Origin of the sequence: Candidatus Centipeda massiliensis (assembly GCF_900290285.1) — a bacterium.
Classification (GTDB): Bacteria; Bacillota; Negativicutes; order Selenomonadales; family Selenomonadaceae; genus Centipeda; species Centipeda massiliensis.
Window position 1 is genome coordinate 795,409 of the sequence record NZ_LT985754.1, and the last position, 26,471, is coordinate 821,879.

Here is a 26,471-nt window from a genome sequence, read left to right on the forward strand (position 1 = left end):
CTTATGCTATTATGAAAGAACCTATAATATTCGATATACTGAGTAAGTATATATGTGTGAATTGAGAGATAAGGGGAGCGCAACATGAGCGAATATCGGATGTTTGAACTCAGGCGGCGTGTGCAGTATACGCTGCTCGCAGGGCTTGCGGGTGCATTTCTGATCCCGCAGGTCTCCTTTGCCGCGCCCACGGATGGGTATGCCGTACAGGGAGGGGCGTCGATCGATCAGTCCGTCGCTAATATGACGGATATTACCTCGTCGAACATGAACAATGTCATTACATGGACGGACTATTCCGTGAACAGCGGCGAGACCGTACGCTATGACAGCGGGGCAAATACCAACAACTATCTGAACATCGTGCAGGGCGGCAATACCTCGAAGATCTACGGCACGATCACGGGCGGCAAGGACGTCTACCTCGTGAATCCGAACGGCGTGATCTTCGGCGCGGGCGCGACGGTCAACGTCGGCAATCTCCACGTTTCCACGCAGGATACGGCGACGCTGAATCAGGCGGCCTTTATGGGAGGCGGTACGCCGATTAACACGACAGCACCGGGACGGGCAGATGTCGTCAATATGGGCTCGATCACGGCGACGAAGGTCGAGGTCGTGGGCAAGAACATTCGTTTCCTTAACGATGCGAATGTAACCGTGACCAGCAGCCCCGTTGTGCTCCGCACGGATACGACAAACGATGGCACGGCGCATATCGGCTATCGAGGTACGGCGCCTGCGACAACGAAGTATCAGGTCAACGGTGCGGCGGCAACGGCAGGAGATAATTACTATCAGCTTGTTGGCAATAAAACGGAGCTGGACAGCATCAATAACAATCTCTCAGGCAACTATATGCTCGAGCATGATATTGATCTTTCCGGCAATGAGCATACGCCGATCGGCGGAAATACACATGCGGACTTTACCGGGAAATTCGACGGAAATTTCTTTCAGGTGAAGCATTTTAAGGTGTCCGGTGCCGCCTCCGATCAGAACCTTGGTCATGCGGGCTTATTCGGCAAGGTATCCGGCGCGCGCATTGAAAATGTCGGCGTCGATCGGGCACAAATAATGGGCAAGGGAAAAGGCGTTGCCAATCTGTATGGGTATCCGGACTATTATGCCGGCGGCATTGTGGGCGAGGCGTTGGGAGGAACGACCCTCAAGAACGTCTACACTGACAATGGCGTCACGATTGATGGGCAAGCAGGCGGTATAGGCGGCATTGTTGGGCATTTGCAGGATTCCAAGCTCAATACTGCGTACAGCAAGGTACACATCGGAGATGGCGGCGGCATTGTCGGTTGGGCGGGGCATCCGACCAACACTACGGAGACGACGACCATCGAAAACGCGTATAGTGATGCGACACTGGCGAGCGGTTCAACGGGAACGTATTTTGCCTATGCGCTTTATCAAGAGTCGAATGTAAAAATCAAAAACTCCTATGCAACGGGCGTAGAATTTTCGCATAGCGCACTCGGCACGAGTTATGCCGATCATGTCTACCGCTATGACAAGACGACGGGGAAAGTTTCCTCAGATCTTGCCGGAACAACAACGTTCAATAAAGAGGGGCATTCCTCTGATACCTATGCCGGATGGAGCATCAACAACAACGGTGATCCCGGGGCAACGTGGCGCGTCTATGAGGGGCGCACCGCTCCTTTGCTGACCGCGTTTATGGATGGAACCGCGACGGCGACATATAATTATAAGTACTTTAATGAGGATGGAACTGTTGTTAACGATGCGACAAACACCCTGAAATCGAATAACGGCGCGGATATCACAAGCGGGCTGACCTATAACAGCAAGTATCTGCGTGTCGTTGATGCGGATGCGCCGGATGTGCCCGGTAATAAGACAAACATCAAATATGAGCCTTCCGTTGATACGAATAAAGTCAACGAATATGCTTATACCGGAACGAATGCCGATAAAACGAACGGCATCCGCAATGCGGGGACGAAGGCGATCGTCTGGTCGGATCAGCACGGCCCGAATCTGCGCGGGGCGAACGTTACGATCGGCCAACGCGAGGTTAGTGTGACCGGCGGACTGAACGCTGAGCGCATGTATAACGGGAAGAAATCCGTGAAGGATGCGTTTGTGTACGCACTGACACATGGCGGCGTAAGTGCCAACGGTTTTACAGACGATGATATTACTGCCGGCTCCGTTCATCTCAATACGACGAATTTCCACGCGGATATGGACGATAAGAATGTCGGCACCGCAAAGAATGTCAATTTCAGCGGATCGATTGGCTATACCGGAGATGATGCGGCGAACTACAAATCGATCACCTCGTTCACGGGGGTGCATGGAACTGTCAAAATTACCAAAGCCCCGCTCTATCTCACGATCAATAAAAAGACCGCAGATAACAAGACCTATGATGGGACGAGCACCGTTGTGGATGCGGGCATGCTGCAAAGCGGCGGCACGCCGAACATTTCGCTGAGCGGCAGCCCGACGGACGGCACGTCCGACGGAACGATCATGCGCGATGACTCCAACACACTCGATAAAGTTGCGCTAAAAAACATCGCCAATCCGAAGTACACCGATGCGTCCGGAACGGAACAGCTGCATAAGGGGCCGCATAAGATTCAGTATAAGAATGTCGGACTTCGCACGGACGGCATCTATGCAAATGATGCGCAGAACTACGAACTCTTTTATACGCCCGCGAGTGGAACAAAGACGGCGGTGACGAGCGAGAACGTCTATCTCGACGGCACGATCATTCCGCGCGAGGTGAAGACCGACGGATTCAAGGTCTATAAAAAGAGCGACAACACGGAAGCCTCGGCGCAGAAGGTCTACGACGGCAACAACGAGTACGCGCTCGATACGACGAACCTCTACCTTTCCGCCAATCAAGCTGCCGTAACGGATACGGCGGGCATCGTCGACCGGGATAAAGGGCATATCACCTTTGCACTGACGGGCGGGAAGGGACAGTTCCGCAAATCCGACGGGACGACGGCCACGAAGAACGTTCAAAGTGCGGCGAAGATCGCCTATAATGTGACAGGTGTGTCGGACAATCCGACGGAGTACCAGCTCGGCGACTATTACGTCGATATGAGCGGCGTGCATAAGGGGCTGGATGAGACCTTTAACGCGCTGGGTGCGGGCAAGATCACGCCCAAGACGATCACGGCAACGAAGAAGGACAATCTCACAAAGGTCTACGACGCGCTCGCAGCACATACGGACGGCAATCGGAATCCGATCACGGGGAATGACGTCGTCACACTGAGCGGCATTGTCTCGGGCGATACGGTGACGAATAACTCAACGGCGACGTACGCCTCAAAGGACGTCTTCTATTCAGGCGGCGTTCCCGCGGCGAAGACCGTGACCTATAACGTCGCCTTTACGACGCCGAATACAGAGGAGTCGGACAACTATACATTCGACACGGCGCCGAATACGACGACAGTCACACGGACGACGACGCTGACGGGACTCGGCACGATCACGCCGCGTCCCGTGACGCTCACGTTTGGTCCTGTGACGAAGATCTACGACGGCACGGCGACCAATGATACGACCAATCTCAGCGGTATGAGCGACGGCACGACGGGCAACGCTGTGCTTGGCGCGGACGGCTATTCGATCGGCAATGTCAATGTCGCGGGCGTCACGAGCCGCTATGGCGACGGGACGACAGCGGCGACGTTCGCGGAGAATGCGAATGCGGGCAACCGTTCGGTGAAGTATACGGGCATCAGCAACTCGCTCGGCGGGAACTATTCCGTTGCGAATACGCAGTACGGCACGGGCACGATCACGCGCCGCCGGATCGATCCGTCGGGCTTTCAGGTGCTGAAGGGCGACGGGACGGTGGCGAACGCAACAAAGGTCTATGACGGCAACGTGCGCTATGCGCTGGAAGCAGGTGCATCTCTTGTCACGCCGCAGGCGGCGAGCGGCAGTACGACCGGCATTGTGGCAAAGGACTACGGCAAGGTCACGTTTAAGCTGAAAACCGGAACGCACGGTACGTTTACAAAGACTGCGGCGGGCAACGATCCGACCACCCATGTCTCCGAGGCGCATTACGTCGCGTATGACATCGTGGCGCAGACGTCGGATGCGACGAACAATCCTCTCACGAACTATACATTTGGGCCATCAGGCACGCCGCGCGATCTGGAGACCGTGAATGATGCGAATCCCGCCCATGCGACGGCGGCGGGGTCTATTACCCCTGCCAAGATTCGGGCGGCCGGCAAGGAGATCACGAAGGTCTATGACGGGCTCAACAAACATACGGACGGGAACCGGAATGAGATCACGGGCAATGACGTTGTAGACTTCCGGTCGATCATCACGGATGAGACGGGCGGTACGCCGATCAATTCGTCTTCCGCCGTCTATGCGGATAAGCATGTCGCCGTCGACCCTGCGGGCAATGTGCAGAAAAAGAGCGTGACCTATACGGCGCAGCTCAAGGGGCAGTACGTCGACGACTACGAGATCGTCGATGCGGGGAATACGGTCATCAGTACACTGGCCGGATCGGGCGCGAACCGGACCCTGACTGCAACCCTCGGCTCTGTCGCAAATATGGGAACGATCACAAAGCGAAAGCTCAAGCTGACGATGGGCGACGTTTCGAAGACCTATGACGCGACATCGGACAACGCGACGAGCAATATCACGGCGATCACGGACGAACCGTCCTCCTCCGTGATCGCGCAGATGAAGACCGACGACGGCATCACGGAAGCGGCGCTCAAAACGGCGTGGGATGCTCTGCATACCGCAGGCACGGCAAAGAGTAACTACGGGCGCGGCACGGGTGCGTCCTTCCAGGAGAACGCCAACGCGAGCAACGGCACACCGCACGACGTTCGCTATACGGCTATGGACAGGGCGTTTAAGAACGCCTTCAGCGCGTCGCAGAACGACTACGAGGTGGAGGCCAACGCCTACGGCAAGGGGACAATCGACCGTAAAGCCATCACGCCAAACACGTTTAAGGTCAGCGGTGGCAAGGCGACGAAGGTCTATGACGGCACGAGCGCCTATACGGTTCCTGCGGGGAGCACACTCACGGCAAATACGGGCGAGCTCGTCGGCACGGATGCGTCCAAGATCCAATTTGCCATCAGCGGGAATGGCGCGAAGTTCATGAAGACGGACGGCGTCACGGAGACGGCAAATGTTGCCGACGCACGCAAGGTCGCCTACAATATCACGGTATCGGGCGATGCCGATACTCTGCGGAACTACACGCTGAACGGGCAAAACCTTGAGAGCGGGAATCTGACGGCATCGGGCGACGGCGAGATCACGCGCCGTGCGCTGAATCTGAACCTTGTGCAGAGCACGGGCATCGACAAGGAATACGATGGTCAGACCACGCTCAACAATACTGCGACAAAGAACTGGAACGCGCTGACCGATGCGGATCCAAAGGGCAACGTGCAGTATGCGGCGGGTTCGACCGCAGCGAACAAGCTTGTCACGACGGACGGCACGAGCTTCAATATCACGTCGAACTATATGAACAATGCCGGTACGGTGGCGGACAAGAATGTGCGCCGCGACGGCTTGAATAATCCCATCGACAAGACAATCCAGTATCGGGTTACGATCAATGGCGATGCGAACAACTATTCTTTTGACGGCGGCGCGACGAGTGCGGCGGGTGGACTCACACTTTCGGCGACAGGTACGATTACGCCGAAGGATCTTTCGGGTGCGTTCAAGAAGGTGACGAAGGTCTATGACCGCACAACGAATGTTCCTGCCGGGCTGGTCGGCTTTACACCGGGGGCGACTATCGCGGGTGACGTGGTCAATCTCGCGACGCATACAGAGGCGTTCCATAGTGCGAACGTCAACGGCGACGGCACAACGTGGACACCCTCGGGCGGCACGGAGCAGAAGAACTGGGTCGAATACTCGGGGCTTACGCTTGGCGGTACGGATGCTGGAAACTATAATCTCAGTTCCACCGCACGCGGTCTCGGTGAGATCACGCCGCTTGCGCTGAATCCGTCGAGCATCAACTTTAACATCGGGCAGGCGACGAAGGAATACGACGGAACGACGACGGTCAAGCACAATAATTCCACCGCGATGACGGATGTCAAGAACTATATTGCGAGTGCGACGACGACGGTCAACAGCACGACGGTGGATGTTCTGCCGGAGCTGAGCGTCGATGCGGCGACCTACGACACAAAGGACGTGGATGGCGGACGATCGGCGAACCGCGTCACCTATACGCTGAAGTATACGGGAGCGAGCGGGAACTTTACGATCGGCTCCGGCACATTTACGAAGCAGGGCAACGGCGTCATCACGAAGAAGGATGTCACGGCGACGGTCAAGAGCCCCGTATCGAAGGTCTATGACGCGACGACGACGCTCACGGGCGTGGCAAAGGACTCCGCGAACGCGGTCGTGACGAATGCAAACGACCTGATCGGGATGACGGGCTTTACGGGCAACGACGGCGCGACCTATACGACGACGGCTGTGTACGCGGACAAGAATGTCGGCACGGGCAAGCAGGTCGACTATACGCTTACGCTGAACGGCGCGGCTGCGGGCAACTACAATCTGAAATATGGCGGCGCGAACAGCAGCGGCACGTTCTCAACGAATGACAATACGATCACGAAGCGCAAGGTGGATGTAACCTTTGCAGACGTGACGAAGACCTACGACACGACGCCGACGAACACGTCGATCACGGGCATGGTTTCGGCGGCGGACAAGGCGGTGCTGAACACCGACAGCGCGGGGCTTGTGAACGGCTCGAACGCGCTCACGAACCTCAGCACGTTAAACAGCCAGTACGGTACGGGCACGGGTTCGTCGTTTACTGCCAATCCGAATGCGGGCACGAACAAGGATGTCCGCTATCAGGGACTCAGCGCGCAGATGGGGACGACCCTCGGCGCGAATGCGTCGAACTATGAGTTCGATGCGGACGGCTACGGCAAGGGCACGATCACGCGTGCGACGATCAACCCTAGCGATGTCACTTTTGGCACCACCAATGCGACGAAGGTCTACGACGGCACGCGGGCGGTCAAGCACAACGGATCCGCCGCCATGGGCGATGTGAAGAACTACATCACGAACGCGATGTGGAACGGGCACGACATCCTGAGTGAGTTTGCGGTTTCTTCGGCGCAGTACAATACGACGGCGAATGTGAACGGCGGAGCCTCGCAGGGTGTCACCTACAACATGGCGCTCACGGGCACGAACAACAACATTCAGCTCGGTTCGGGCAACTTTACCGCGAGCGGCACGGGCGTCATCACGCCGAAGGATGTCGATGTGACGGTCAAGAGCCCGCTCACGAAGGTCTATGACGCGACGACGGCGGTGAAGGACGCGGGCGGCAACCCCATCACGGGGAGTGCGCTCAACAATCTCCTCACGCTGACGGGGCTGACGGGCAACGACGGCGCGACCTATACGACGACGGCTGTGTATGCGGATAAGAACGCGGGCACGGGCAAGCAGGTCAACTATACGCTGACCATGAACGGCGCGGCTGCGGACAACTACAATCTGAAACGCAATGGCGCAAACATTGTCGGCAACGCGTTCTCGACGAACGACAATACGATCACGAAGCGCACGGTGGATGTGGCGTTTGCCGATGTGTCGAAGACCTATGATACGACGCCGACGAACAACAGCATTACGCCGCGTGTTTCGTCCACCGATGCGGCAGTGCTTGCGCTGGACAGCAGCGGCAATGTCAGCGGCAGAACGATCACGGGGCTGACGGGTGTTACGAGTCAGTACGGCACGGGCACAACGGATGCGACATTTGCCGCCAACCCGAATGCGGGCACGAACAAATCCGTGCAGTATGCGGGCATCGGTGCGGCGATGGGCGCCGTGTTCGGTACGAACAACTATGAGTTCGCAGCGAACGGCTACGGCAAGGGCACGATCAACCGTGCGACGATCAACCCCGGCGATGTCAACTTCACGGTGGACCCGGCGACGAAGGTCTATGACGGCACGCGCACGGTCAAGCACAACGAAAATGCCGCACCGAGCGCGGTGAAGAACTACATCACGAGAGCGATGTGGAACGGGCACGACATCCTGAATGAGTTCGCTGTTTCCTCGGCGCAGTACGATACGACGGCGAATGTGAACGGCGGAGCCTCGCAGGGCGTCACCTACAACATGGCGCTGACGGGCACGAACAACAACATTCAGCTTGGCTCGGGCAGCCTTACTGCGAGCGGCACGGGTGTCATCACGCCGAAGGATGTCGATGTGACGGTCAACGGTCCGCTCTCGAAGGTCTATGATGCGACGACGGCGGTGAAGGACGCGGGCGGCAACCCCATCACGGGGAGTGCGCTCAACAACCTTCTCACGCTGACGGGGCTGACGGGCAACGACGGCGCGACCTATACGACAACGGCGCAGTATGCAAATAAGAACGCGGGCACGGGCAAGCAGGTCAACTATACGCTGACCATGAACGGCGCGGCTGCGGGCAACTATAACTTGAAATATGGCGGCGTGAACAGCAGCGGTGCATTCTCGACGAACGACAATATGATCACGAAGCGTACGGTGGATGTGACGTTTAACCCTGTTACGAAGTCCTATGATGGGACGCCGACGAACAATAGTATCACGCCGCGTGTCTCGTCTGCCGATGCGGCAGTGCTTGCTCTGGACAGCAGCGGCAATGTCAGCGGCACAACGATCACGGGGCTGACGGGTGTCACGAGTCAGTACGGCACGGGCACAACGGATGCGACCTTTGCCGCCAACCCGAACGCGGGCACGAACAAATCCGTGCAGTACGCGGGCATCGGCACGGCGATGGGCACGGTGTTCGGCGCGAACAACTATGACTTTGCGACGAATGTCTACGGTACGGGTACGATCACGAAGGCGAACATCAATACGTCGGACATCACCTTTACCACCACGGGCGCCCACAAGGTCTATGACGGTACGCGCACGGTGAAGTACAACGGCTCGGGTGCGTCCGATCAGGTGAAGAACTATATCACGCAGGCGACGGCAAATCTCGGCGGCGGGCATACGGCGGATCTGCGCGGCGATCTCGAGATCGATACCGCAGGTACGAAGTATGCGAGCTCCAATGCGGGTACGGGGATCGGTGTCACCTATAAGTTCCGTCTGAACAACAACAACATCGAAATCTCGGGCAGGAATGAGTTCGAGATGACGGATACGGGCACGATCGACCGCCGCGTGCTGAACCTCGACCTTACGCAGAAGACGGGCATCGACAAGATCTACGATGCGAATGCGGGGGTTGTGGATACTGCTGCGCGCAAATACAAAGCATTCACGGATGACGATGCGCTCGGCAATGTCACCTATGCGGCGGGCACGACGGACGATAATAAGCTCGTGCGTACATCGAATGGTGCGTCGGTGAACGACGGCGCAACGATGACGATCCGGGCGAACTATGTGAATGCGGGTGTTGCCGATAAGAATGTTGCGCGCGACGGCGGCGGCAACGTTGCCGCGAAGGACATCGCCTACCGTGTCAGCATTGATGCCGCGAACGGCGGACAGAACTACAAGCTCTCGGACGGTGTGACCACGGTCGACGCCGAGACGGGGCTGAATCTCTCCGCACGCGGTACGATCACGCCGCGCGAGCTGACGCTTGGTTTTGCGGATGTGAGCAAGCCGTATGATACGACGGCGGTCAACAACACAAAGAACATCAACAGCATTGTGGCGGCGGACAGTGACGGACGCGGGGCGGCGACGCTCACGGCGGACAACATTACGAATGCGACGTTCGATATGACGAATGTCGGGAGTCTCTACGGTGCCGGCAATACAGACGCGACGTTCCAAAGCGACCCGAATGTTGTCACCGACGCGGACGGCAATGTTGTCCCGAACGGCAAGGATGTGCAGTACACGAACATCCGCAGCACGCTCTCGGGAACGAACGCGAACAACTATACCGTTGCGAATACAGCATACGGCAAGGGCACGATCCGCAAGCGCGTGGTCAGTGTCAATGACTTTGATTTCAATATCAGTAAAGCCACGAAGATGTACGATGGCACGGATACCGTGTACTGGCATGACAATGCGGGCAATTCGTACAGCGATCTGGGGCATGTCAAGCAGTATTTCCGGGGGAGCACACTCGATCTCGGCGGCGGCAATACAGTTCCGATCAATCTGGATGATATCGAACTGAATTCGGCGAAGTATACCGATGTGAATGCCTCCCCCTCGACGAGCATTGACTACGGTGTCCGTATCAATGCGAAGAATTTTGAGTTCAACGGCGGGCACGACCGCACGATTCACCATACGGGTGATGAGATCACGAAGCGCAACCTTGCGACTATGCTGCCGAAGCATCTTGTAAAGGAGTATGACGGCGAGGATACGTTTACAGAAACGAATACGGTGTTTGCCAATGCGATGGCGAATGAGAACCTGACGCCGATTGTCGAGCGCGACCGGGGACTGGTTCACCTCGCGGTGGCAGGGCAGTATGACGATAAGAACGCTTCTGCAGAGACCAAAGCAGAGGCGGAGGCTCGTACACCTGCAACGGCGGGGAAGAATGTCGCCTATACGCTGACGCTCTCGGGTGATGCGACAAGGCTCACGAACTATGAGATCGACGGACAGCCGCTCACGAATACGGTGAATGGCAAGGCAGATATCTACAAGAAGACGCTGACGGTCGGCGTGGACAACATCGACAAGCTCTACGACGGCACGCGGACGGTCGTGCGTCCGAATGGGATGAGCACGCTGCCGCATCCCGAGGCGGGCAAGTTCCGACTCAGCGGCTTTGTGGGCAGCGAGTCCTTCGGCTTCGACCAGACGGCGGCGGACAAGATCGACGGTCTTTACTCCGATGCGAATGTCAGCCGCAGAAACGGTGCTGTTGTCGATAAGGATATCGCGTACAGCGGTCTCCAAAATGCCTTTGCCGACAATGCGACGCGCGATACGACGGGCTATGCACGGAACTACCGCATCGACGGCGATACGCTCAGCGGAAAGGGGAAGATCAATCCCCGTCCGATTACTGCGAATGAGATTACGAGCGGACTGACGTTTGACGAGGCGACGAAGGTCTACGACGGCACGCGCGCAGTCAAGTACAACGGGCAGAATACGCCCGATGCGCTCAAGAACTATCTCACGAGCGCGACGGTGAATGTTGACGGTACGCCGATCGACATTCGGAACGATCTGACGATCCGAGCGGATGAGGCGTACACCCATTATGATACGCAGCACGTGGCGGGCGGCGCACAGCCGCGCGTGACCTACGGGCTGAGCTATACGGGTGGAAACTTCGACATCTCGGGTGATCTCACGAAGCAGGCGAACGGTGTCATCACGAAGCGAAAGGTTACGGCATATGCGCCGGGACAGCTGACGAAGGTCTATGACGGGACAAATAAGGTCTACGATTCGCTCGATGACAGCATCAAGACGTATCGTCGGGGCACGCGCGTCACGGATGGCGACAGCATTGTACGCATGAGCACGGAGGACGGCGATACCGGACTCCTCGCAAATGACGGCGTGCGGAACATCTCGACCGCGACCTTTGACGATAAGAACGTGGGCAAACACAAGAAGGTTACCTACAATGTGGGCGTTGACGCGGCGCACGCGGGTGACTATGAGATTGTCGACACGCTCGGCAATACGATTTCGGAGCTGACGACGCGCAACAATGAGATCACGCCGCGCCGTCTGGATCTCACGTTTGGCGATGTCAACAAATCCTATGATGCGACGAGTACGAACGATGATACGCCGACGACGTTTGTGACGGACAGCGATACGCGAAAGACGCTGCAAAAGGATCACGCGCGTATCTTTGGCAATGAGCTGATTCTGCAAGATGGGGCGGGCAATGATCTGACGCTCCCGAGCGACTATGGCTACGGCTCGACGGATCGCTCCTTTACGCCCGACGCGAATGCAAGTCAGGCGGGTGAACCGGATAAGTCCGTCCAGTACCGCAATATGGGCGATGCTCTGCGTACGATTCTCGGCGACAATGCGAAGAACTACGAGTTCGACGAAACAGGCTACGGAAAGGGGCGGATCAACAAGGCAAAGGTGAGCGAGCGCGACTTCCGACTGAATTTCAAGGATGCAGTGCGGGAGTACGACGGCACCTCCAATGTGGATCACGCGATTGACAATCTGCAGGACGACAGCCGCTGGAAGTTCAACAAGATGCTCAAGTCGGACATTGCGTCGGTCACGGGCACGTATATGAGTCCGAATGGCAGCACGCCGGACAAGAATGCCGCTGACCGCAAGATCGTGGATTACAAGGTGCGGCTCAATAACCGGAACTTTGACTTCGGATCATGGGACGGCGTTGTTTCAGCGGAGGGCGGCGGCGCAATCACCAAGCGCAAGATCATCGCCGAGACGCCGCGCTACCTGACGAAGGAGTACGACGGCACAAAGGATGTTGTCGGCAAGGCGCGTGATGCCGAGGGCAATCTTGTCAAGCAGAACGGCGACGGGCTGATCACATTCCGTCACTACAATGAAACAGAAGCGAATAAATACGATGCGGCGGATGGGCTTGTCGCGGCGGATACCGCAGGAAATACCGTTCGTAACGCGACAACGGCACTCTATGCGGACAAGAACGTCGCATGGAAGGACGGCGCGTGGAAGAACGGTCACGGCATGGTAGACGATATGAATGTCAACTACAGCCTTACGCTTTCCGGCACGGATGCTGCCAACTATGAGATTGTGGATGCCGATGGGAAAACGGTGAAAAATACCACTGGCAATGGCAAGATCACACCGAAGGACATTCATCTGAAATCCGACCCGCAGACGCGCTGGATCAACGAGGGGCTGCCCAACAGCTATACGGGTACGCCGAGTGGATCGAACTATGAAACCGGTGTCAACGGTGAAGCGCTTCCCGGTGAGATCTACTACGACACGCCGAACGGGAAACTGCGCTGGGGTGACTACGTCATCAACGGCTACTATCGTGCGTCGGACAAGGCGCAGTATCAGCGTCCGGACGGCTCACGGTATCAGCTCGCGGATAAGGATAAAACACCGGATGGTGACAGCGTTGCACGCAACTATCGCTTTGTGCAGGATCCCGCGAATGCCACCGCGCTCCATATTGGGCCGTACGTCCCCGATACCGACTACTATCAGGCACTCACTCAGGCGAGCAAGATGATCCCCGATGAGTATGCCTACGAGAATGCCTCGCTTGACCGTCGCAGCCACTTCGGCCGTGACCCCGAGGCAGAGATTTCCTATGCACCGCCCTCTGTCAATACGATCAAGGACGGTGTTGATATCACGCAGACCGGCATTCACGTGCAGGACGAAACCGTCTTCACACTGATGAATGAAGTGTTCGGCGGGAAGTAAAATTGAATATGTAACGATGTATAAAAGAGCGCCCCATCGACGATATCAGTGGTCGATGGGGCGCTTTGTATGCGTAAAATATTACGGATTTTTTACGTAAAATATTGCGCTTTTTTACGTATATGATATAATACAAACAACTTCTCCCCCAGGCCTCTGTGTGCTACGTGCATACAAGCACACTTGGGGGCGTTTTGCTATGTGGAGGAGTGTTGAGGATGGCTGAGAAGGAATTTAAGACCATTGAGGAGCAGATTGAGATACTGCGTTTGCGTGGACTTAGCATTCAAGATGATGAGCAGACAAAACAGTTTCTCCTATATCACAATTATTATCGTATCAGTGGATATTCTTTGACTCTGCGTCGGAACGATGTGTTCTATCCAAACTCCTCCATGCAGAATGTGATGGATATATATGCCTTTGATCATGAAATGCGTCATCTTTTACTGAAACATATTGAGATCATCGAAGTGAAGATGAAATCTGTCTATGCGTATGAATTTGCCCAAATGTATGGTTGTCTAGGATATAGGGATGAGAGCCTTTTTACAAATGCAGATCAGCATGGAAGAGTTCTCGGTAAGGCGGAGGAACAGCGCAGATCGAGGCTTCGTCATGAGCCATATCTGAAGCATTTTGAGGAATTGGGGCAGGATCTCCCCATCTGGGCGTATGTTGATCTCCTTACGATTGCGGACATTTCGTTCTTATATAAAATATCGCGCGATGATTTACGGAAGGCTGTGGCAGGGCGATTTGTTCTTCATCCTCAAAAAGGGGATGAACTGTTGGGGCGTTTTATGCACAGTATGACGATCCTTCGGAATCTTTGTGCGCATGGGAGCAGATTGTATAATCGAATTTTTCAGCAGAAACCTCATTTGAGCAGAAAAGAGCAGAGTTTTCTGCGCAGGGATCAAGATGGGCGTGTGGATAACGCACATCTTTACGGATTCTTATTTATCATGAAGCGTATGCTTTCCGTGAGACACTTTGATGTGTTTCGAAATGAACTAAAGAACTTGACAAAGAAATTCCCGTTTGTCAATCTGCGATATTATGGTTTTCGTGAGGATTGGGACAGAAATTTGTAAACGAAGCGCCCCATCGACGATATCAATGGTCGATGGGGCGCTCTTTTGTCTGCTATGATATTGTGAGCTGTTGACGCGGGTGATATCCCTGCTCCTTGAGTGTGGAGTCCAGGTATTCAAGAACTGTTGGCGTGATGAGGAGAAGGGTGAGTCGGTGGCGCGCCATGTGCATGGGGTCGACACCCAGCGCGCGGAGCTGATCGTCATAGTCGGGATCATCCGTGCCGACGACGCGCACGATGCCCGTGACCTGCAGACTCTTTGCGGTGCCCGGTCCCTTGTACGCGTCGTAGATGGCGAGTGCAGCGTGCTTATTTTCTTTGAGTGCGCGAAACTTCAGTCCGCCCTCGGAGAAGATGACGAATTTCCCTGCGCGGTATCTGTACGTGAGCGGGGTGCAGCGGACGAAATCGCCGTCCGCTGTGGCGAGGGCGCAGGTTGTGTGCGCTTTGATGAAGTCCTCGATGGCACTGCGCAGATCGTCCTCGGGCATTTTTACAGCGGTCTTGTCAGTTTCTGTCCAAAATGCTGCTGCTTTTTCGTAGTTCATATTTGTTTGTCTCCTGTGCAGGTCATTTGTTGTCTGTCAGCGTCCGCAGCAGTGCACGGCAGCCGGCGTCGATATCGCGATAGGTAACGTCGAAGTTTCCAGTGTACCATGGATCGGCGACATCGCGCTCCTCTCCGATGTAGGAGAGGAGGCGATGCGTTTTGCCGTTCGGGTCACCGCCTGTGAGACGTGCGAGGTCGTTCATGTTCTCGGTGTCCATGCCGATGATGCGGTCATAAGCGTCGTAGTCGTCGGCGGTCATGAGCGCCGCACGTCGCTTCTCGAACGGAATCCCATGCGCACGCAGTACTTCGCGCGTGCCGCGATGGGTGTCACTGCCGAGTTCGTCGCGGTGAAGTGCTTTGGATGCTACGATAATTTTATCCGCAAGCCCCGCCTCGCGCACGAGATGTTTCATGACGAACTCTGCCATGGGAGAGCGGCAGATGTTGCCGTGGCAGACAAACAGTATTTTCTTCATGGGATGTCCTCCTGCATTCTCGTTGTCGTTTTTTAAGGAATCACTGATAAAATGAAGTCCGTCAGATTGTTATAGATTTTTCGTCCTGTCAAGGAGACAAACCGGACGCATAGTAAAGGCTATGTGGAGGATTTGTCGACACAGACAGGGCAAAAAAGATGTGACAAGATGGCGTGGCTGAATTTATCAGTGCTTCCTTAAAAGTCTACCGCAAAAAATAGCGGATTGCAACTGCCGCGCTGCTCTTCCCTTGTGTTTTCCCATTGAAAATGCTAGAATGTAGACGAAATAATGTCAGTGTTATAGGGGTTGAGATATTATCGTGCGTGATGGGATGAATCGTATGAAAAAGTGTGCAGTCGTGCGTGCAGGACTTGCCGCGTGTATTTGTGCGGGGCTTGCGTGTGCGGGGACGGATGGTTTTGCCGCGCCCTCTCTTGCGCGTCCGGGGGCGGATGTCGCCAGTGAGCAGCCGAAGCCAGAGATCGGGGTGGAGAATGCCACGCCAAACTATCGGCAGGATGGCGATGATGCGCAGTTCACGATTGAAAATTTTATCATGGAGGCGCCTGATCTCTTCCTCAATAAGGAGGAGCTGACGCGCATTCTTGAGGAAGGCATGGGCGAGCAGAAGACGATGGCACAGCTGCGCCGGACGGTGGATCAGCTGACGGCATACTGCCGCTCCCATGGTTATCCTGCGGCTGCGGTCTATCTGCCGCCGCAGGACAGCCCGGATGGCATCATTGTGCTGCGCGTGCTGCCGGGGCGCTACGATGCGATCACGATTGAAAACAACAGTCGTCTCAAGACGAAGGTGGCAGAGAGGATCATCGCAGGGCTGAAGCCGTCGGATATCATTACGACGGAGAAGCTTGAGACAGCGCTCTACTCGGTGTCGGATGCGACGGGTGCGCGTGCGGTCGGTGTGCTGAGCCCGGGAGAGGCGTTCGGCACGAGCAAGCTGACGGTGCGTGTTGAGGATTCAAAGGCGTCGAGTACGGTTTTCTATGTGGAGAACTACGGCAGCCCGTCGACGGGACGCTATCGTTACGGTCTGCAGGAGACGGTCTACAATGCGTCGGGCGAGGGCGACAAGGTGAGTGCGGGCACGCTGATTTCAAACGGCAGCCTGCGCAATTTCTATGCGAACTATGAGACTGTGGTGGGGCACGGCGGAACGACGCTCGGCGTCGGTGTTTCGCGCATGAACTATCGAGTGGGCGGCGAACTCGCGAAAATTGGTGCGGAGGGCAATTCACTGACGCTCACGGTGTTTGGACAGGCACCGCTCTACCATCTGACGGAGCGCAGCCTCCTCTTCCGCTATGGCTATAACTACCGTAATTTGAATGATGATATTACGGGCTATGATCTCAAGGGGAAAAAGCATACGCACAGCATCTACGCGGGTCTTGTTGGGATGCAGCAGATGCAGGGCGGGCTGACGCTGAATTACAGTACAAATCTGACGATTGGCAAACTCGGTCTGGACTCGGCGTATACCCGCGTTCTCGGAGCGCTTAACCATACGGAGGAGGGCAGCTATCTCAAACTTGAGGCGGATGCGACGGCGGTGCAGCGGCTCGGGAACATGACGGACTTCCTCTTCAAACTCTCGGGGCAGATGGCGAGCCGCAACCTCGACAGCTCGGAGGAGTTCTATCTCGGCGGCCCGAACGGCGTACGCGCCTACGCGCAGGGCGAGGGAACCGGCGATGAGGGGCTGCTCGGCACGGCGGAGCTGCGCTATCATACGCCGCTGCGCGGGCTGACCTTCAGTACGTTCTACGATATGGGAACGGTGCGTGTGAGCAAGGGGTACGATCTGAAGGATAACCGTGTGACGCTGCGCGGCTGGGGGATTGGTGCGGCGTACAACGAGCCGGGCGACTGGTTCGCGCGGCTGGACTATGCAAAGCGCATCGGGCTGGATTCGTCGGTGTCGGCGAAGAACAATGCGCGGAATCGTATCTGGTTTATGGCGGGGAAGATCTGGTAATGCGTTTTGCCTGCGGGTCATGGTGCGCATGATCCGATGCGTGAAAAAGGGGACTGAGTGCGGAGCGGGATGGGCTTATGAGATTGAGGAGAAAGCCGTGGATTGACACGGCGATTCTGGACTATGGGGACTTTGTGACGCCGCTCGGCGGCGACTGGGCGGGATTTGCCGGTGCATGGCGGGAGACGTTCGGGCGGTCTGCTCCGCTCCATATTGAGATCGGCGTGGGCAAGGGGGACTTCCTGACGGAACTTGCGGCACGGCATCCAGAGATCAACTATGTGGGGCTTGAGGCGCAGCAGGGGGTTCTCTACTTTGCCGCGCGCAAGGCGGCGGAACGGCAGCTGCGGAATGTGCGCCTCCTGGTCTTTGATGCAGCGCATCTGACGGAGCTGTTTGCGCCCCATGAGGTGGATCGCATCTATCTGAATTTCTCCGACCCGTGGCCGAAGGCGCGCCATGCGAAGCGGCGGCTGACGAGCGAGCAGTTCCTCGCGCGCTATGCGGCTGTTCTGCGCGCGGATGGGGAAATACACTTTAAGACGGACAATATGGGGCTGTTTGACTACTCGCTCGCGACGATGGAGCGCGAGGGGTGGCAGCTCTCGCGTGTGACGCACGATCTGCACGCGCTCGCGGAGCCGGATAATATCATGACGGAGTATGAGCGTAAGTTCAGCGCACGCGGCGCGAAGATCGGCCGTCTGGTGGCACGCCGCTCACCGGAGCAGGGCTGATGCGTACGCGCTATACGCTCTTTAAGAGTGAGACGGAGCCGATCGTCATCGTCATGGTGATCCTCCTCGTGACGGGGACGATCAATGTCTTCAGTTCGAGCTATGTCCTTGCGGCGATGAACTATGAGAATCCGTATTATTTCCTGCAGCGGCATCTGCAGTGGCTTCTGATCGGGATTGTTGCGTGCTGGCTCTGCCGCCGCATGAACTACCAGCGCATGCGCGGGCTGATGTTCGTCGGTATGGGCATTACGGTGTTTCTGCTGATTGCCGTCCTCTTTGTGGGCACGACGGTGAACGGTGCGCAGCGCTGGCTTGCGTTCGGCCCCTTAAGTTTCCAGCCGGCGGAGTTCGCAAAGCTGATGGCGGTGCTGATGGGAGCGTTTTCGATCTCGGCGGTGCTGTCGAAGGAGCACTTTCGCATGGATCGGGACGGCGGTCGCGTTGCGGTTCCGTTTGGCGCGATTCTCGTGATGGCGTTCCTCGTCTATCGCGAGCCGGATTTTGGTACGGCGTGCATTGTGTTTGGCGTGCCGCTCCTCATGGCTCTTGTACTGCTTGTTCCGCCGCGCCGCTGGGCGTGGATCGTGCCGCTTACCGTTGGGATGGCGTTTGCGATTGGAACGCTGCAGCCCTACCGCATGAAGCGCATTGAGGTCTGGTTCGACCCGTGGTCGGATGCGCGTGATGCGGGCTATCAGATGGTGCAGTCACTCTCGACGATCGGCTCGGGCGGGATCTTCGGCATGGGCTTCGGCGACGGCGTGAGCAAGTATGAGTACCTGCCCGAGGCACATACGGATTTTGCGTTTGCGATCTTCAGTCAGGAGCACGGTTTTTTCGGAGTGCTGCTGATCTTCTTCCTGTTTGCCGTGCTGCTCATCACCTGTATGCGCGTGGCTGTGCGCGCGAAGGATACGTTCGGTCAGGTGCTCGCACTTGGCATCATCTTCCTCGTGCTCGGGCAGGCACTTGCGAACCTTGCGATGGTCGCGGGTCTGCTCCCCGTCGTGGGCGTGCCGCTGCCGTTCATCAGCTACGGAGGCTCGTCGCTGATTGTGACGATGGCGGGCATGGGGATGCTGCTCGGGATCGCTGATCGCAGCCGTGATGCGCCTGGTGCGCAAAAGCAAACGGAGGAGCCGGAGAAACGGCGCAGCAAGATTCATGTCGTGCGATGAGGAGGTGCGGGAGCGCCTCCTTTTTCTTATTTTTATGCGAAGAGACGAGAAAGATACGCTAGAGAAAGTGTAAATAAAGAACTTTGTAAAATATGCGTTGACAAGCGTTTTCGTGAATGATATTATGTGACAGTCCCCTTTTTGGAGGTGCACTATGTCTCTGGAAAAATTGCGCACAGCGCGTACGGTTGCCGGCATTCATCAGGCGTGCAAGGTGGTGAAGAGCGGCGCGGCAGAGATGGTGTTTGTCGCCTCGGATGTCGATGCGCGTGTGCTTGACGCACTGCTCACGGCATGCAGGGACGCGGGGATCGTGCCCGACCGCACGGCGACGAAGGCGCAGCTTGGAGAAGCGGTACGCCTCGATGTGGGTGCCGCGGCGGTCGCAACACTACGGTAAAAACGCAGGATCTGCGTTTTCATACAAAAGATTTGAAACGACGACAAAGGAAGGAGGTGCAGTATGCCAACGATCAATCAGCTCATTCGCAAGAGCCGGAAGAGCCTTGAGGAGAAATCGAAAGCACCAGCACTGAAGAACAGCCCGCAGAAGCGCGGCGTCTGCACGCGTGTCTACACGTCCACGCCGAAGAAGCCGAACTCTGCTCTTAGAAAGGTTGCTCGTGTTCGCTTGACGAACAGCATCGAGGTGACCGCATATATCCCGGGCATCGGGCACAATCTGCAGGAGCACAGCGTCGTCCTTATTCGCGGCGGCCGTGTGAAGGATCTGCCGGGTGTTCGTTACCACATCATTCGCGGCTCGCTTGATACCGCCGGTGTGCAGAACCGCGCACAGGGGCGTTCCAAGTACGGCGCGAAACGCGCGAAGAAGAAGTAAGGCAGTATATCGTTAGGAGGTTGGGCTATGCCACGTAAGGGCCCCGTGCCGAAGAGGGATGTTCTGCCGGATCCGGTATATCATTCCAAGACGGTTACGAAGTTTATCAACAAGGTTATGCTCTCGGGCAAGAAGAGTGTCGCACAGCGCGTTGTCTATGATGCGTTTGACACGATTCGCGAGAAGACAGGGCAGGATCCGCTCGAGGTGTTCGAGACGGCACTGCGCAATGTCATGCCGGTGCTCGAGGTCAAGGCACGCCGCGTCGGCGGTGCCAACTATCAGGTTCCGGTCGAGGTTCGTGCGGATCGCCGCATGACGCTCGGCATCCGCTGGCTTGTCGGCTATGCGCGTCTGCGCGGCGAGAAGACGATGGATGCACGCCTCTCGGCGGAGCTGATGGACGCTGCGAACAACACGGGCGCGGCAATTAAGAAGAAGGAAGATACGCACAAGATGGCGGAGGCCAACAAGGCATTCGCGCATTATCGGTGGTAAGGACTGCTGATAAGAGGCTTGTCAGCTTGGCACAGATTTTTCGTCCTATCGAGGAGGCAAACCGGACGCAGAGTGCTGCTCTGTGGAGGATTTGCCGACGATGAGAGGGCGGAAAAGATCGCCAAGATGACTGCGCCGGATTTATCAGAGATTCCGTAACACTAAGCAGTGTAAGGAGCGATAGGAAACAGTGGCAAGAGAATATTCCCTTGAAAAAACGCGGAATATCGGCATCATGGCGCACATCGATGCCGGCAAGACGACGACCACCGAGCGCATTCTCTTCTACACGGGCGTAACGCACAAGATCGGCGAGGTTCATGAGGGCGCTGCCACCATGGACTGGATGGTTCAGGAACAGGAACGCGGCATTACGATTACGTCGGCGGCGACGACCTGCCACTGGAAAGACCATCGCATCAATATCATTGATACGCCGGGTCACGTTGACTTTACGGTCGAGGTAGAGCGCTCGCTGCGCGTGCTGGATGGCACGGTGGCTGTTCTGACTGCACGCGGCGGTGTCGAGCCGCAGACGGAGACGGTCTGGCGTCAGGCGGAGCGCTACAATGTTCCGCGCATGGCGTATGTCAATAAGATGGACATTACGGGCGCCGATTTCTTCAATGTTATGAATATGATGCGCGAGCGCCTCAATGCGAACCCGGTGGCGATCCAGCTGCCAATCGGTGCAGAGGACGAGTTTAAGGGCATCATTGATCTCGTGAAGATGGATGCCATCGTCTACGAGGACGATCTCGGCAAGGTGACGGACGAGGTCGAGATTCCTGCTGAGTACAAAGAGCAGGCGGAAGAGTACCGCGAGAAGCTGATCGAGGCGTGCGCCGAGGCGGACGATGACCTCATGGAAAAGTATCTCGGCGGCGAGGAGATCACGGAGGATGAGATCCGCCGTGCGATCCGCAAGGCAACGATTGCCTGTGAGATGACGCCGGTCACCTGCGGTACGTCGTACCGCAACAAGGGCGTTCAGCCGCTGCTTGACGCCATCGTTGCCTATATGCCGGCACCAACGGACATCCCGCCGATTGCGGGCGTGAACCCCGATACGGGCGAGGCGGACAGCCGTCCGGCCTCGGACAGTGCGCCGTTCTCGGCACTTGCGTTCAAGATTATGACGGATCCGTTCGTTGGCAAGCTCGCGTTCTTCCGTGTCTACTCCGGCACGCTGAACTCCGGCTCCTACGTCTTCAACGCGACGAAGGACAGCAAGGAGCGCATCGGTCGCATTCTCCAGATGCACGCGAACAACCGCAAGGAGATCGATGTGGTCTACAGCGGCGACATTGCAGCGGCGGTCGGACTCAAGAACACGACGACGGGCGATACGCTCTGTGATGAGAGCAAGCCGATCATCCTTGAGTCGATGGAGTTCCCCGATCCGGTTATCTCCGTTGCGGTGGAGCCGGCGACGAAGAACGATCAGGAGAAGATGGGCATTGCGCTTCAGAAGCTCGCAGAGGAGGATCCGACGTTCCGCGTTCATACGGATGCTGAGACGGGACAGGTCATCATCTCGGGCATGGGCGAGCTGCATCTGCAGATCATCGTTGACCGCATGCTCCGCGAGTTCAAGGTCGACTGCAAGGTCGGCGAGCCGCAGGTTGCATACCGCGAGACGATCCGCAAGTCCGTCAAGGCTGAGGGCAAGTTTGTCCGCCAGTCCGGCGGCCACGGTCAGTACGGTCACTGCTGGCTCGAGCTCATTCCGCAGGAGGCGGGCGAGGGCTTCAGCTTCGAGAACAAGGTCGTCGGCGGCGTGATTCCGAAGGAGTTCATCAACCCGATCGAAGCCGGTGTCAAACAGGCGATGGAGGGCGGCGTGGTCGCCGGCTATCCGATGGTCGACATCAAGGTCATCGTGTACGACGGTTCGTTCCACGAGGTTGACTCGTCCGAGGCGGCGTTCAAGGTGGCTGGCTCGATGGCGTTCAAGGCGGGTGCCGAGAAGGCAAACCCGGTTCTCCTTGAACCGTATGTCAAGGTCGAGGTCACGGTGCCCGAGGAGTACATGGGCGACGTGATCGGCGATCTGAACTCGCGCCGCGGACGTATCGACGGCATGGAGCCGCGCAACGGCGTGCAGGTCATCAACGCGTTCGTTCCGCTCTCGGAGATGTTCGGCTACTCGACGGATCTCCGTTCCAAAACACAGGGCCGCGGGAACTACTCGATGGAGGTTTCCTTCTACGACGAAGTTCCTAAGAATATAGCTGACGCTGTAGTCGCCAAGAACAAAGGCGAATAAGGAGGCAATTTTTAATGGCAAAGGAAAAGTTTAACCGCAGCAAGCCCCATGTCAACATCGGCACGATTGGTCACGTTGACCACGGCAAGACGACGCTGACGGCTGCAATCACGAAGGTTCTCTCCGAGAAGGGCTATGCGAAGTTCGAGGACTATGCGGACATCGACAAGGCTCCGGAGGAGCGCGAGCGCGGCATCACGATCAACACGGCACACGTTGAGTATGAGACGGACAAACGTCACTATGCACACGTTGACTGCCCGGGTCACGCGGACTATGTCAAGAACATGATCACGGGTGCTGCGCAGATGGACGGCGCGATCCTCGTTGTCTCCGCTGCGGACGGCCCGATGCCCCAGACGCGTGAGCACATCCTGCTCGCTCGTCAGGTCGGTGTTCCGGCTCTCGTTGTGTTCCTCAACAAGGTTGACCAGGTCGATGATCCCGAGCTCCTCGAGCTCGTTGAGATGGAAGTTCGTGAGCTGCTCTCGCAGTACGAGTTCCCCGGTGATGACATCCCTGTCATTGCAGGCTCCGCACTCAAGGCACTTGAGGGTGACGATGCGATGAAGGCGAAGATCCTCGAGCTCATGGATGCGGTTGACGAGTACATCCCGACGCCGACGCGCGATACGGACAAGCCCTTCCTCATGCCGGTTGAGGACGTGTTCACGATCACGGGTCGTGGCACGGTTGCTACAGGTCGTGTGGAGCGCGGCGAGCTGAAGCTGAACGATACGGTTGAGATCGTCGGTCTTCAGGATGAGGCACGCAGCACGGTCGTTACGGGTATCGAGATGTTCCGCAAGCTGCTTGACAGCGCTGTTGCGGGCGACAACATCGGTGCGCTGCTCCGCGGCGTGGATCGTAAGGACATCGAGCGCGGTCAGGTTCTTGCAAAGCCGGGTTCCATCAATCCACACACGAAGTTCAAGGCGCAGGTCTACGTCCTGACGAAGGAAGAGGGCGGCCGTCATACGCCGTTCTTCACGAACTATCGTCCCCAGTTCTACTTCCGTACGACGGACGTGACGGGCGTTGTCCGTCTCCCCGAGGGCACCGAGATGGTTATGCCCGGCGACAACGTTGAGATGGAAGTCGAGCTCATCACCCCGATCGCGATCGAGCAGGGTCTCCGCTTCGCTATCCGCGAGGGTGGTCACACGGTCGGCGCAGGTCGTGTTACGGCAATCGAGGGTTAATCTCTATTGATCGATATTCCCTAGGGAGAGGAGCGGCGCGCTCGCGTCGCTCCTTTTCGAGGGAAATGACGGGTCGATGAAAAATCATCCGGAATTTCCCATGGGGATATGATAAAACTTCTTTTCATCTTTTGGAATCATACGATACGACGTACTCCATGCGATGACATGGCAGATGGCTATGCCCCGGCGGGGCAGAGGGAACTGCCGTGGAGAAATGTTTGGGGCGGGACCCCGGACGAAGGAGGAAAACTACTTTGGCGAAACAGCAGAAAATCAGAATTCGTTTGAAGGCCTATGACCACAAGGCGCTTGACCAGAGTGCGGCGAAGATCGTCGACACGGCAAAGAAGACGGGCGCAATGGTCTCCGGTCCCATTCCACTTCCGACGGAGAAGAATGTCTACACGATTCTCCGTTCTCCGCACGTCAACAAGGACTCGCGCGAGCAGTTCGAGATGCGCACACACAAGCGCCTCATCGATATCCTGCAGCCGACGAACAAGACGGTCGATTCGCTCATGCGCCTCGATCTGCCTGCCGGCGTTGACATCGAGATTAAGCTCTAATAGGAGGTGGAAGCCTTGGCTAAGGCTATTTTAGGAAGAAAACTGGGCATGACTCAGATCTTCACAGAGGAAGGCCGCGTCGTTCCCGTGACGGTCGTTGAGTCTGGCAACAACTTCGTGCTGCAGAACAAGACTGACGAGACGGACGGCTACAACGCTGTGCAGATCGGGTTTGGCGATATCAAGGAGAAGAACGTCACGAAGCCGCTCAAGGGTCACTTTGAGAAGGCGGGCGTGAAGGCGGTGCGCTTCATTCGTGAGATGCGCCTTTCGGCTCCTTCCGAATACAATGTGGGTGACACGATCGGCGTTGACATCTTCGCTGCGGGCGATCTCGTCGATGTGGTCGGCACGTCCAAGGGCAAGGGCTTTGCGGGCGGCATCAAGCGCCACAACTTTGCACGCGGTCCCATGGGGCATGGTTCGAAGTCGCACCGTGAGCCGGGTTCGACGGGTGCGATGATCTCCGGTCCCGGCGGACGCGTCCTCAAGGGCAAGAAGCTCCCCGGGCGCATGGGCGGCGAGCGCGTCACGGTGCAGCGCCTGACGATTGTCCGCGTGGACACGGACCGCAATCTCATCCTGATCAAGGGCGCGATTCCGGGTCCGAAGAAGGGATTTGTCGTAATCAAAGATACCGTAAAGCCTGCAAAGGCAGCGAAAGAATAAGGAAGGGGGAATCGCAGCATGGCGAATGTAGCAGTATATGATATGTCGCACAACCAGGTTGGCGAGATCAGCCTCAGCGACGAGTTCTTCAATGTCGAAATGAATGCCGGCCTCCTTCATCAGGCGGTTGTCCTTCAGCTCGCATCGCAGCGTCTTGGCACGCATGCCACAAAGACGCGCGGTCTCGTGCGCGGCGGCGGACGCAAGCCCTGGCGTCAGAAGGGTACGGGTCGTGCCCGCGCAGGTTCGACGCGCAGCCCGCTGTGGGTTGGCGGCGGCACGGTCTTTGGACCGCATCCGCGCAAGTACGGCTTTACGATGCCGCGCAAGCAGCGCCGTCTCGCCCTGAAGTGTGCGCTCTCCGACAAGGTGCGCACGGGCGACTTCATCGTCCTCGACCAGCTCGATTTCGAGGCGCCGAAGACGAAGGCAGCGGTGAAGCTCCTGAGTGATTTCGGCGTGCATGAGAAGAGCCTCTTTATCACGGCGGATGAAGCTGTGAACGTGGAGCGCTCCACCAGCAATATTCCGGGTGTAAAAGCCATCACGGCGAGTGGAATCAATGTCTATGACATTCTCCATCACGACAAGCTCTTCATTACGAAGGATGCCATCACCCGTATCGAGGAGGTATTCGCATAATGGAAGCACGTGATATTCTCGTACGCCCGCTCATCACCGAGCGGACGACGCAGCTCATGGCTGAGGGCAAATACGTCTTCGTCGTTGCGAAGGCTGCGAACAAGATCGAGATCGCAAAGGCGGTTTCGGAGATCTTCAAGGTGAAGGTCGCAAAGGTCAACACGGTCAACGTCCTCGGCAAGAAGAAGCGCATGGGCCGTACGCAGGGCAAGCGCCCGGACTACAAGAAGGCCATCGTGAAACTCGCTCCGGGCGAGACCATCGAGTTCTTTGAAGGCTGAGACGAAAGGGAGGTACGA

The 26,471-nt window shown here is 56.9% G+C and carries 17 protein-coding genes; 15 read left to right on the top strand and 2 right to left on the bottom strand.

What is annotated here, in order from left to right:
• The first annotated feature begins 84 nt into the window (after positions 1-84).
• Positions 85-13,434 carry a YDG domain-containing protein gene (locus tag C8273_RS03860; protein ID WP_106626483.1) on the top strand — a complete coding sequence of 4,450 codons (13,350 nt, stop codon included), beginning with the start codon at positions 85-87 and terminating at the stop codon, positions 13,432-13,434.
• Positions 13,435-13,652: 218 nt separating this feature from the next.
• Positions 13,653-14,531, top strand: a complete 879-nt coding sequence (locus C8273_RS03865; RefSeq protein WP_106626484.1) for an Abi family protein — start codon at positions 13,653-13,655, stop codon at positions 14,529-14,531.
• Between the two features lie 52 nt (positions 14,532-14,583).
• Here C8273_RS03865 and C8273_RS03870 read toward each other — a convergent pair whose 3' ends face one another.
• Entirely contained in the window at positions 14,584-15,081 is a 498-nt protein-coding gene (locus tag C8273_RS03870) for a pyridoxamine 5'-phosphate oxidase family protein (protein ID WP_106626485.1), read from the bottom strand.
• Positions 15,082-15,103: 22 nt separating this feature from the next.
• Positions 15,104-15,562, bottom strand: a complete 459-nt coding sequence (locus tag C8273_RS03875; RefSeq protein ID WP_106626486.1) for a low molecular weight protein-tyrosine-phosphatase — start codon at positions 15,560-15,562, stop codon at positions 15,104-15,106.
• Positions 15,563-15,637: 75 nt separating this feature from the next.
• On the opposite strand from C8273_RS03875, the gene C8273_RS13045 reads away from it, so the two are divergent.
• From C8273_RS13045 to rplW, 13 genes are all read left to right on the top strand, one after another.
• Positions 15,638-15,763, top strand: a complete 126-nt coding sequence (locus C8273_RS13045; protein WP_231366952.1) for a secretion protein HlyD — start codon at positions 15,638-15,640, stop codon at positions 15,761-15,763.
• Positions 15,764-15,905: 142 nt separating this feature from the next.
• Positions 15,906-17,564, top strand: a complete 1,659-nt coding sequence (locus C8273_RS03885; protein ID WP_199820994.1) for a ShlB/FhaC/HecB family hemolysin secretion/activation protein — start codon at positions 15,906-15,908, stop codon at positions 17,562-17,564.
• A 77-nt stretch (positions 17,565-17,641) separates the two neighbouring features.
• Positions 17,642-18,301, top strand: a complete 660-nt coding sequence (trmB, locus tag C8273_RS03890; RefSeq protein WP_106626488.1) for a tRNA (guanosine(46)-N7)-methyltransferase TrmB — start codon at positions 17,642-17,644, stop codon at positions 18,299-18,301.
• Positions 18,301-19,482 carry a putative lipid II flippase FtsW gene (ftsW, locus tag C8273_RS03895; RefSeq protein ID WP_106626489.1) on the top strand — a complete coding sequence of 394 codons (1,182 nt, stop codon included), beginning with the start codon at positions 18,301-18,303 and terminating at the stop codon, positions 19,480-19,482. The genes trmB and ftsW overlap by 1 nt, the downstream gene beginning before the upstream one ends.
• A 154-nt stretch (positions 19,483-19,636) precedes the next feature.
• A complete protein-coding gene (locus C8273_RS03900) occupies positions 19,637-19,882 on the top strand; it encodes a ribosomal L7Ae/L30e/S12e/Gadd45 family protein (protein WP_106626490.1) in 246 nt (81 codons plus the stop codon).
• Between the two features lie 63 nt (positions 19,883-19,945).
• Complete coding sequence (rpsL, locus tag C8273_RS03905; RefSeq protein WP_006692922.1) at positions 19,946-20,323, top strand: 30S ribosomal protein S12; 378 nt, start codon at positions 19,946-19,948, stop codon at positions 20,321-20,323.
• 27 nt (positions 20,324-20,350) lie between these two features.
• Positions 20,351-20,821 carry a 30S ribosomal protein S7 gene (gene rpsG, locus C8273_RS03910; RefSeq protein WP_006692921.1) on the top strand — a complete coding sequence of 157 codons (471 nt, stop codon included), beginning with the start codon at positions 20,351-20,353 and terminating at the stop codon, positions 20,819-20,821.
• Between the two features lie 190 nt (positions 20,822-21,011).
• Positions 21,012-23,090, top strand: a complete 2,079-nt coding sequence (fusA, locus tag C8273_RS03915) for an elongation factor G (protein WP_106626491.1) — start codon at positions 21,012-21,014, stop codon at positions 23,088-23,090.
• A gap of 14 nt (positions 23,091-23,104) precedes the next feature.
• On the top strand, positions 23,105-24,292 hold the full coding sequence (gene tuf / locus C8273_RS03920; RefSeq protein WP_006307575.1) for an elongation factor Tu: 1,188 nt from the start codon (positions 23,105-23,107) through the stop codon (positions 24,290-24,292).
• A gap of 257 nt (positions 24,293-24,549) precedes the next feature.
• On the top strand, positions 24,550-24,861 hold the full coding sequence (gene rpsJ, locus C8273_RS03930; protein ID WP_006695835.1) for a 30S ribosomal protein S10: 312 nt from the start codon (positions 24,550-24,552) through the stop codon (positions 24,859-24,861).
• A gap of 15 nt (positions 24,862-24,876) precedes the next feature.
• Complete coding sequence (gene rplC, locus C8273_RS03935; RefSeq protein WP_106626493.1) at positions 24,877-25,530, top strand: 50S ribosomal protein L3; 654 nt, start codon at positions 24,877-24,879, stop codon at positions 25,528-25,530.
• An 18-nt stretch (positions 25,531-25,548) separates the two neighbouring features.
• On the top strand, positions 25,549-26,172 hold the full coding sequence (gene rplD, locus C8273_RS03940; RefSeq protein ID WP_106626494.1) for a 50S ribosomal protein L4: 624 nt from the start codon (positions 25,549-25,551) through the stop codon (positions 26,170-26,172).
• A complete protein-coding gene (rplW, locus tag C8273_RS03945) occupies positions 26,172-26,453 on the top strand; it encodes a 50S ribosomal protein L23 (protein ID WP_006694704.1) in 282 nt (93 codons plus the stop codon). The genes rplD and rplW overlap by 1 nt, the downstream gene beginning before the upstream one ends.
• Positions 26,454-26,471 lie beyond the last annotated feature (18 nt).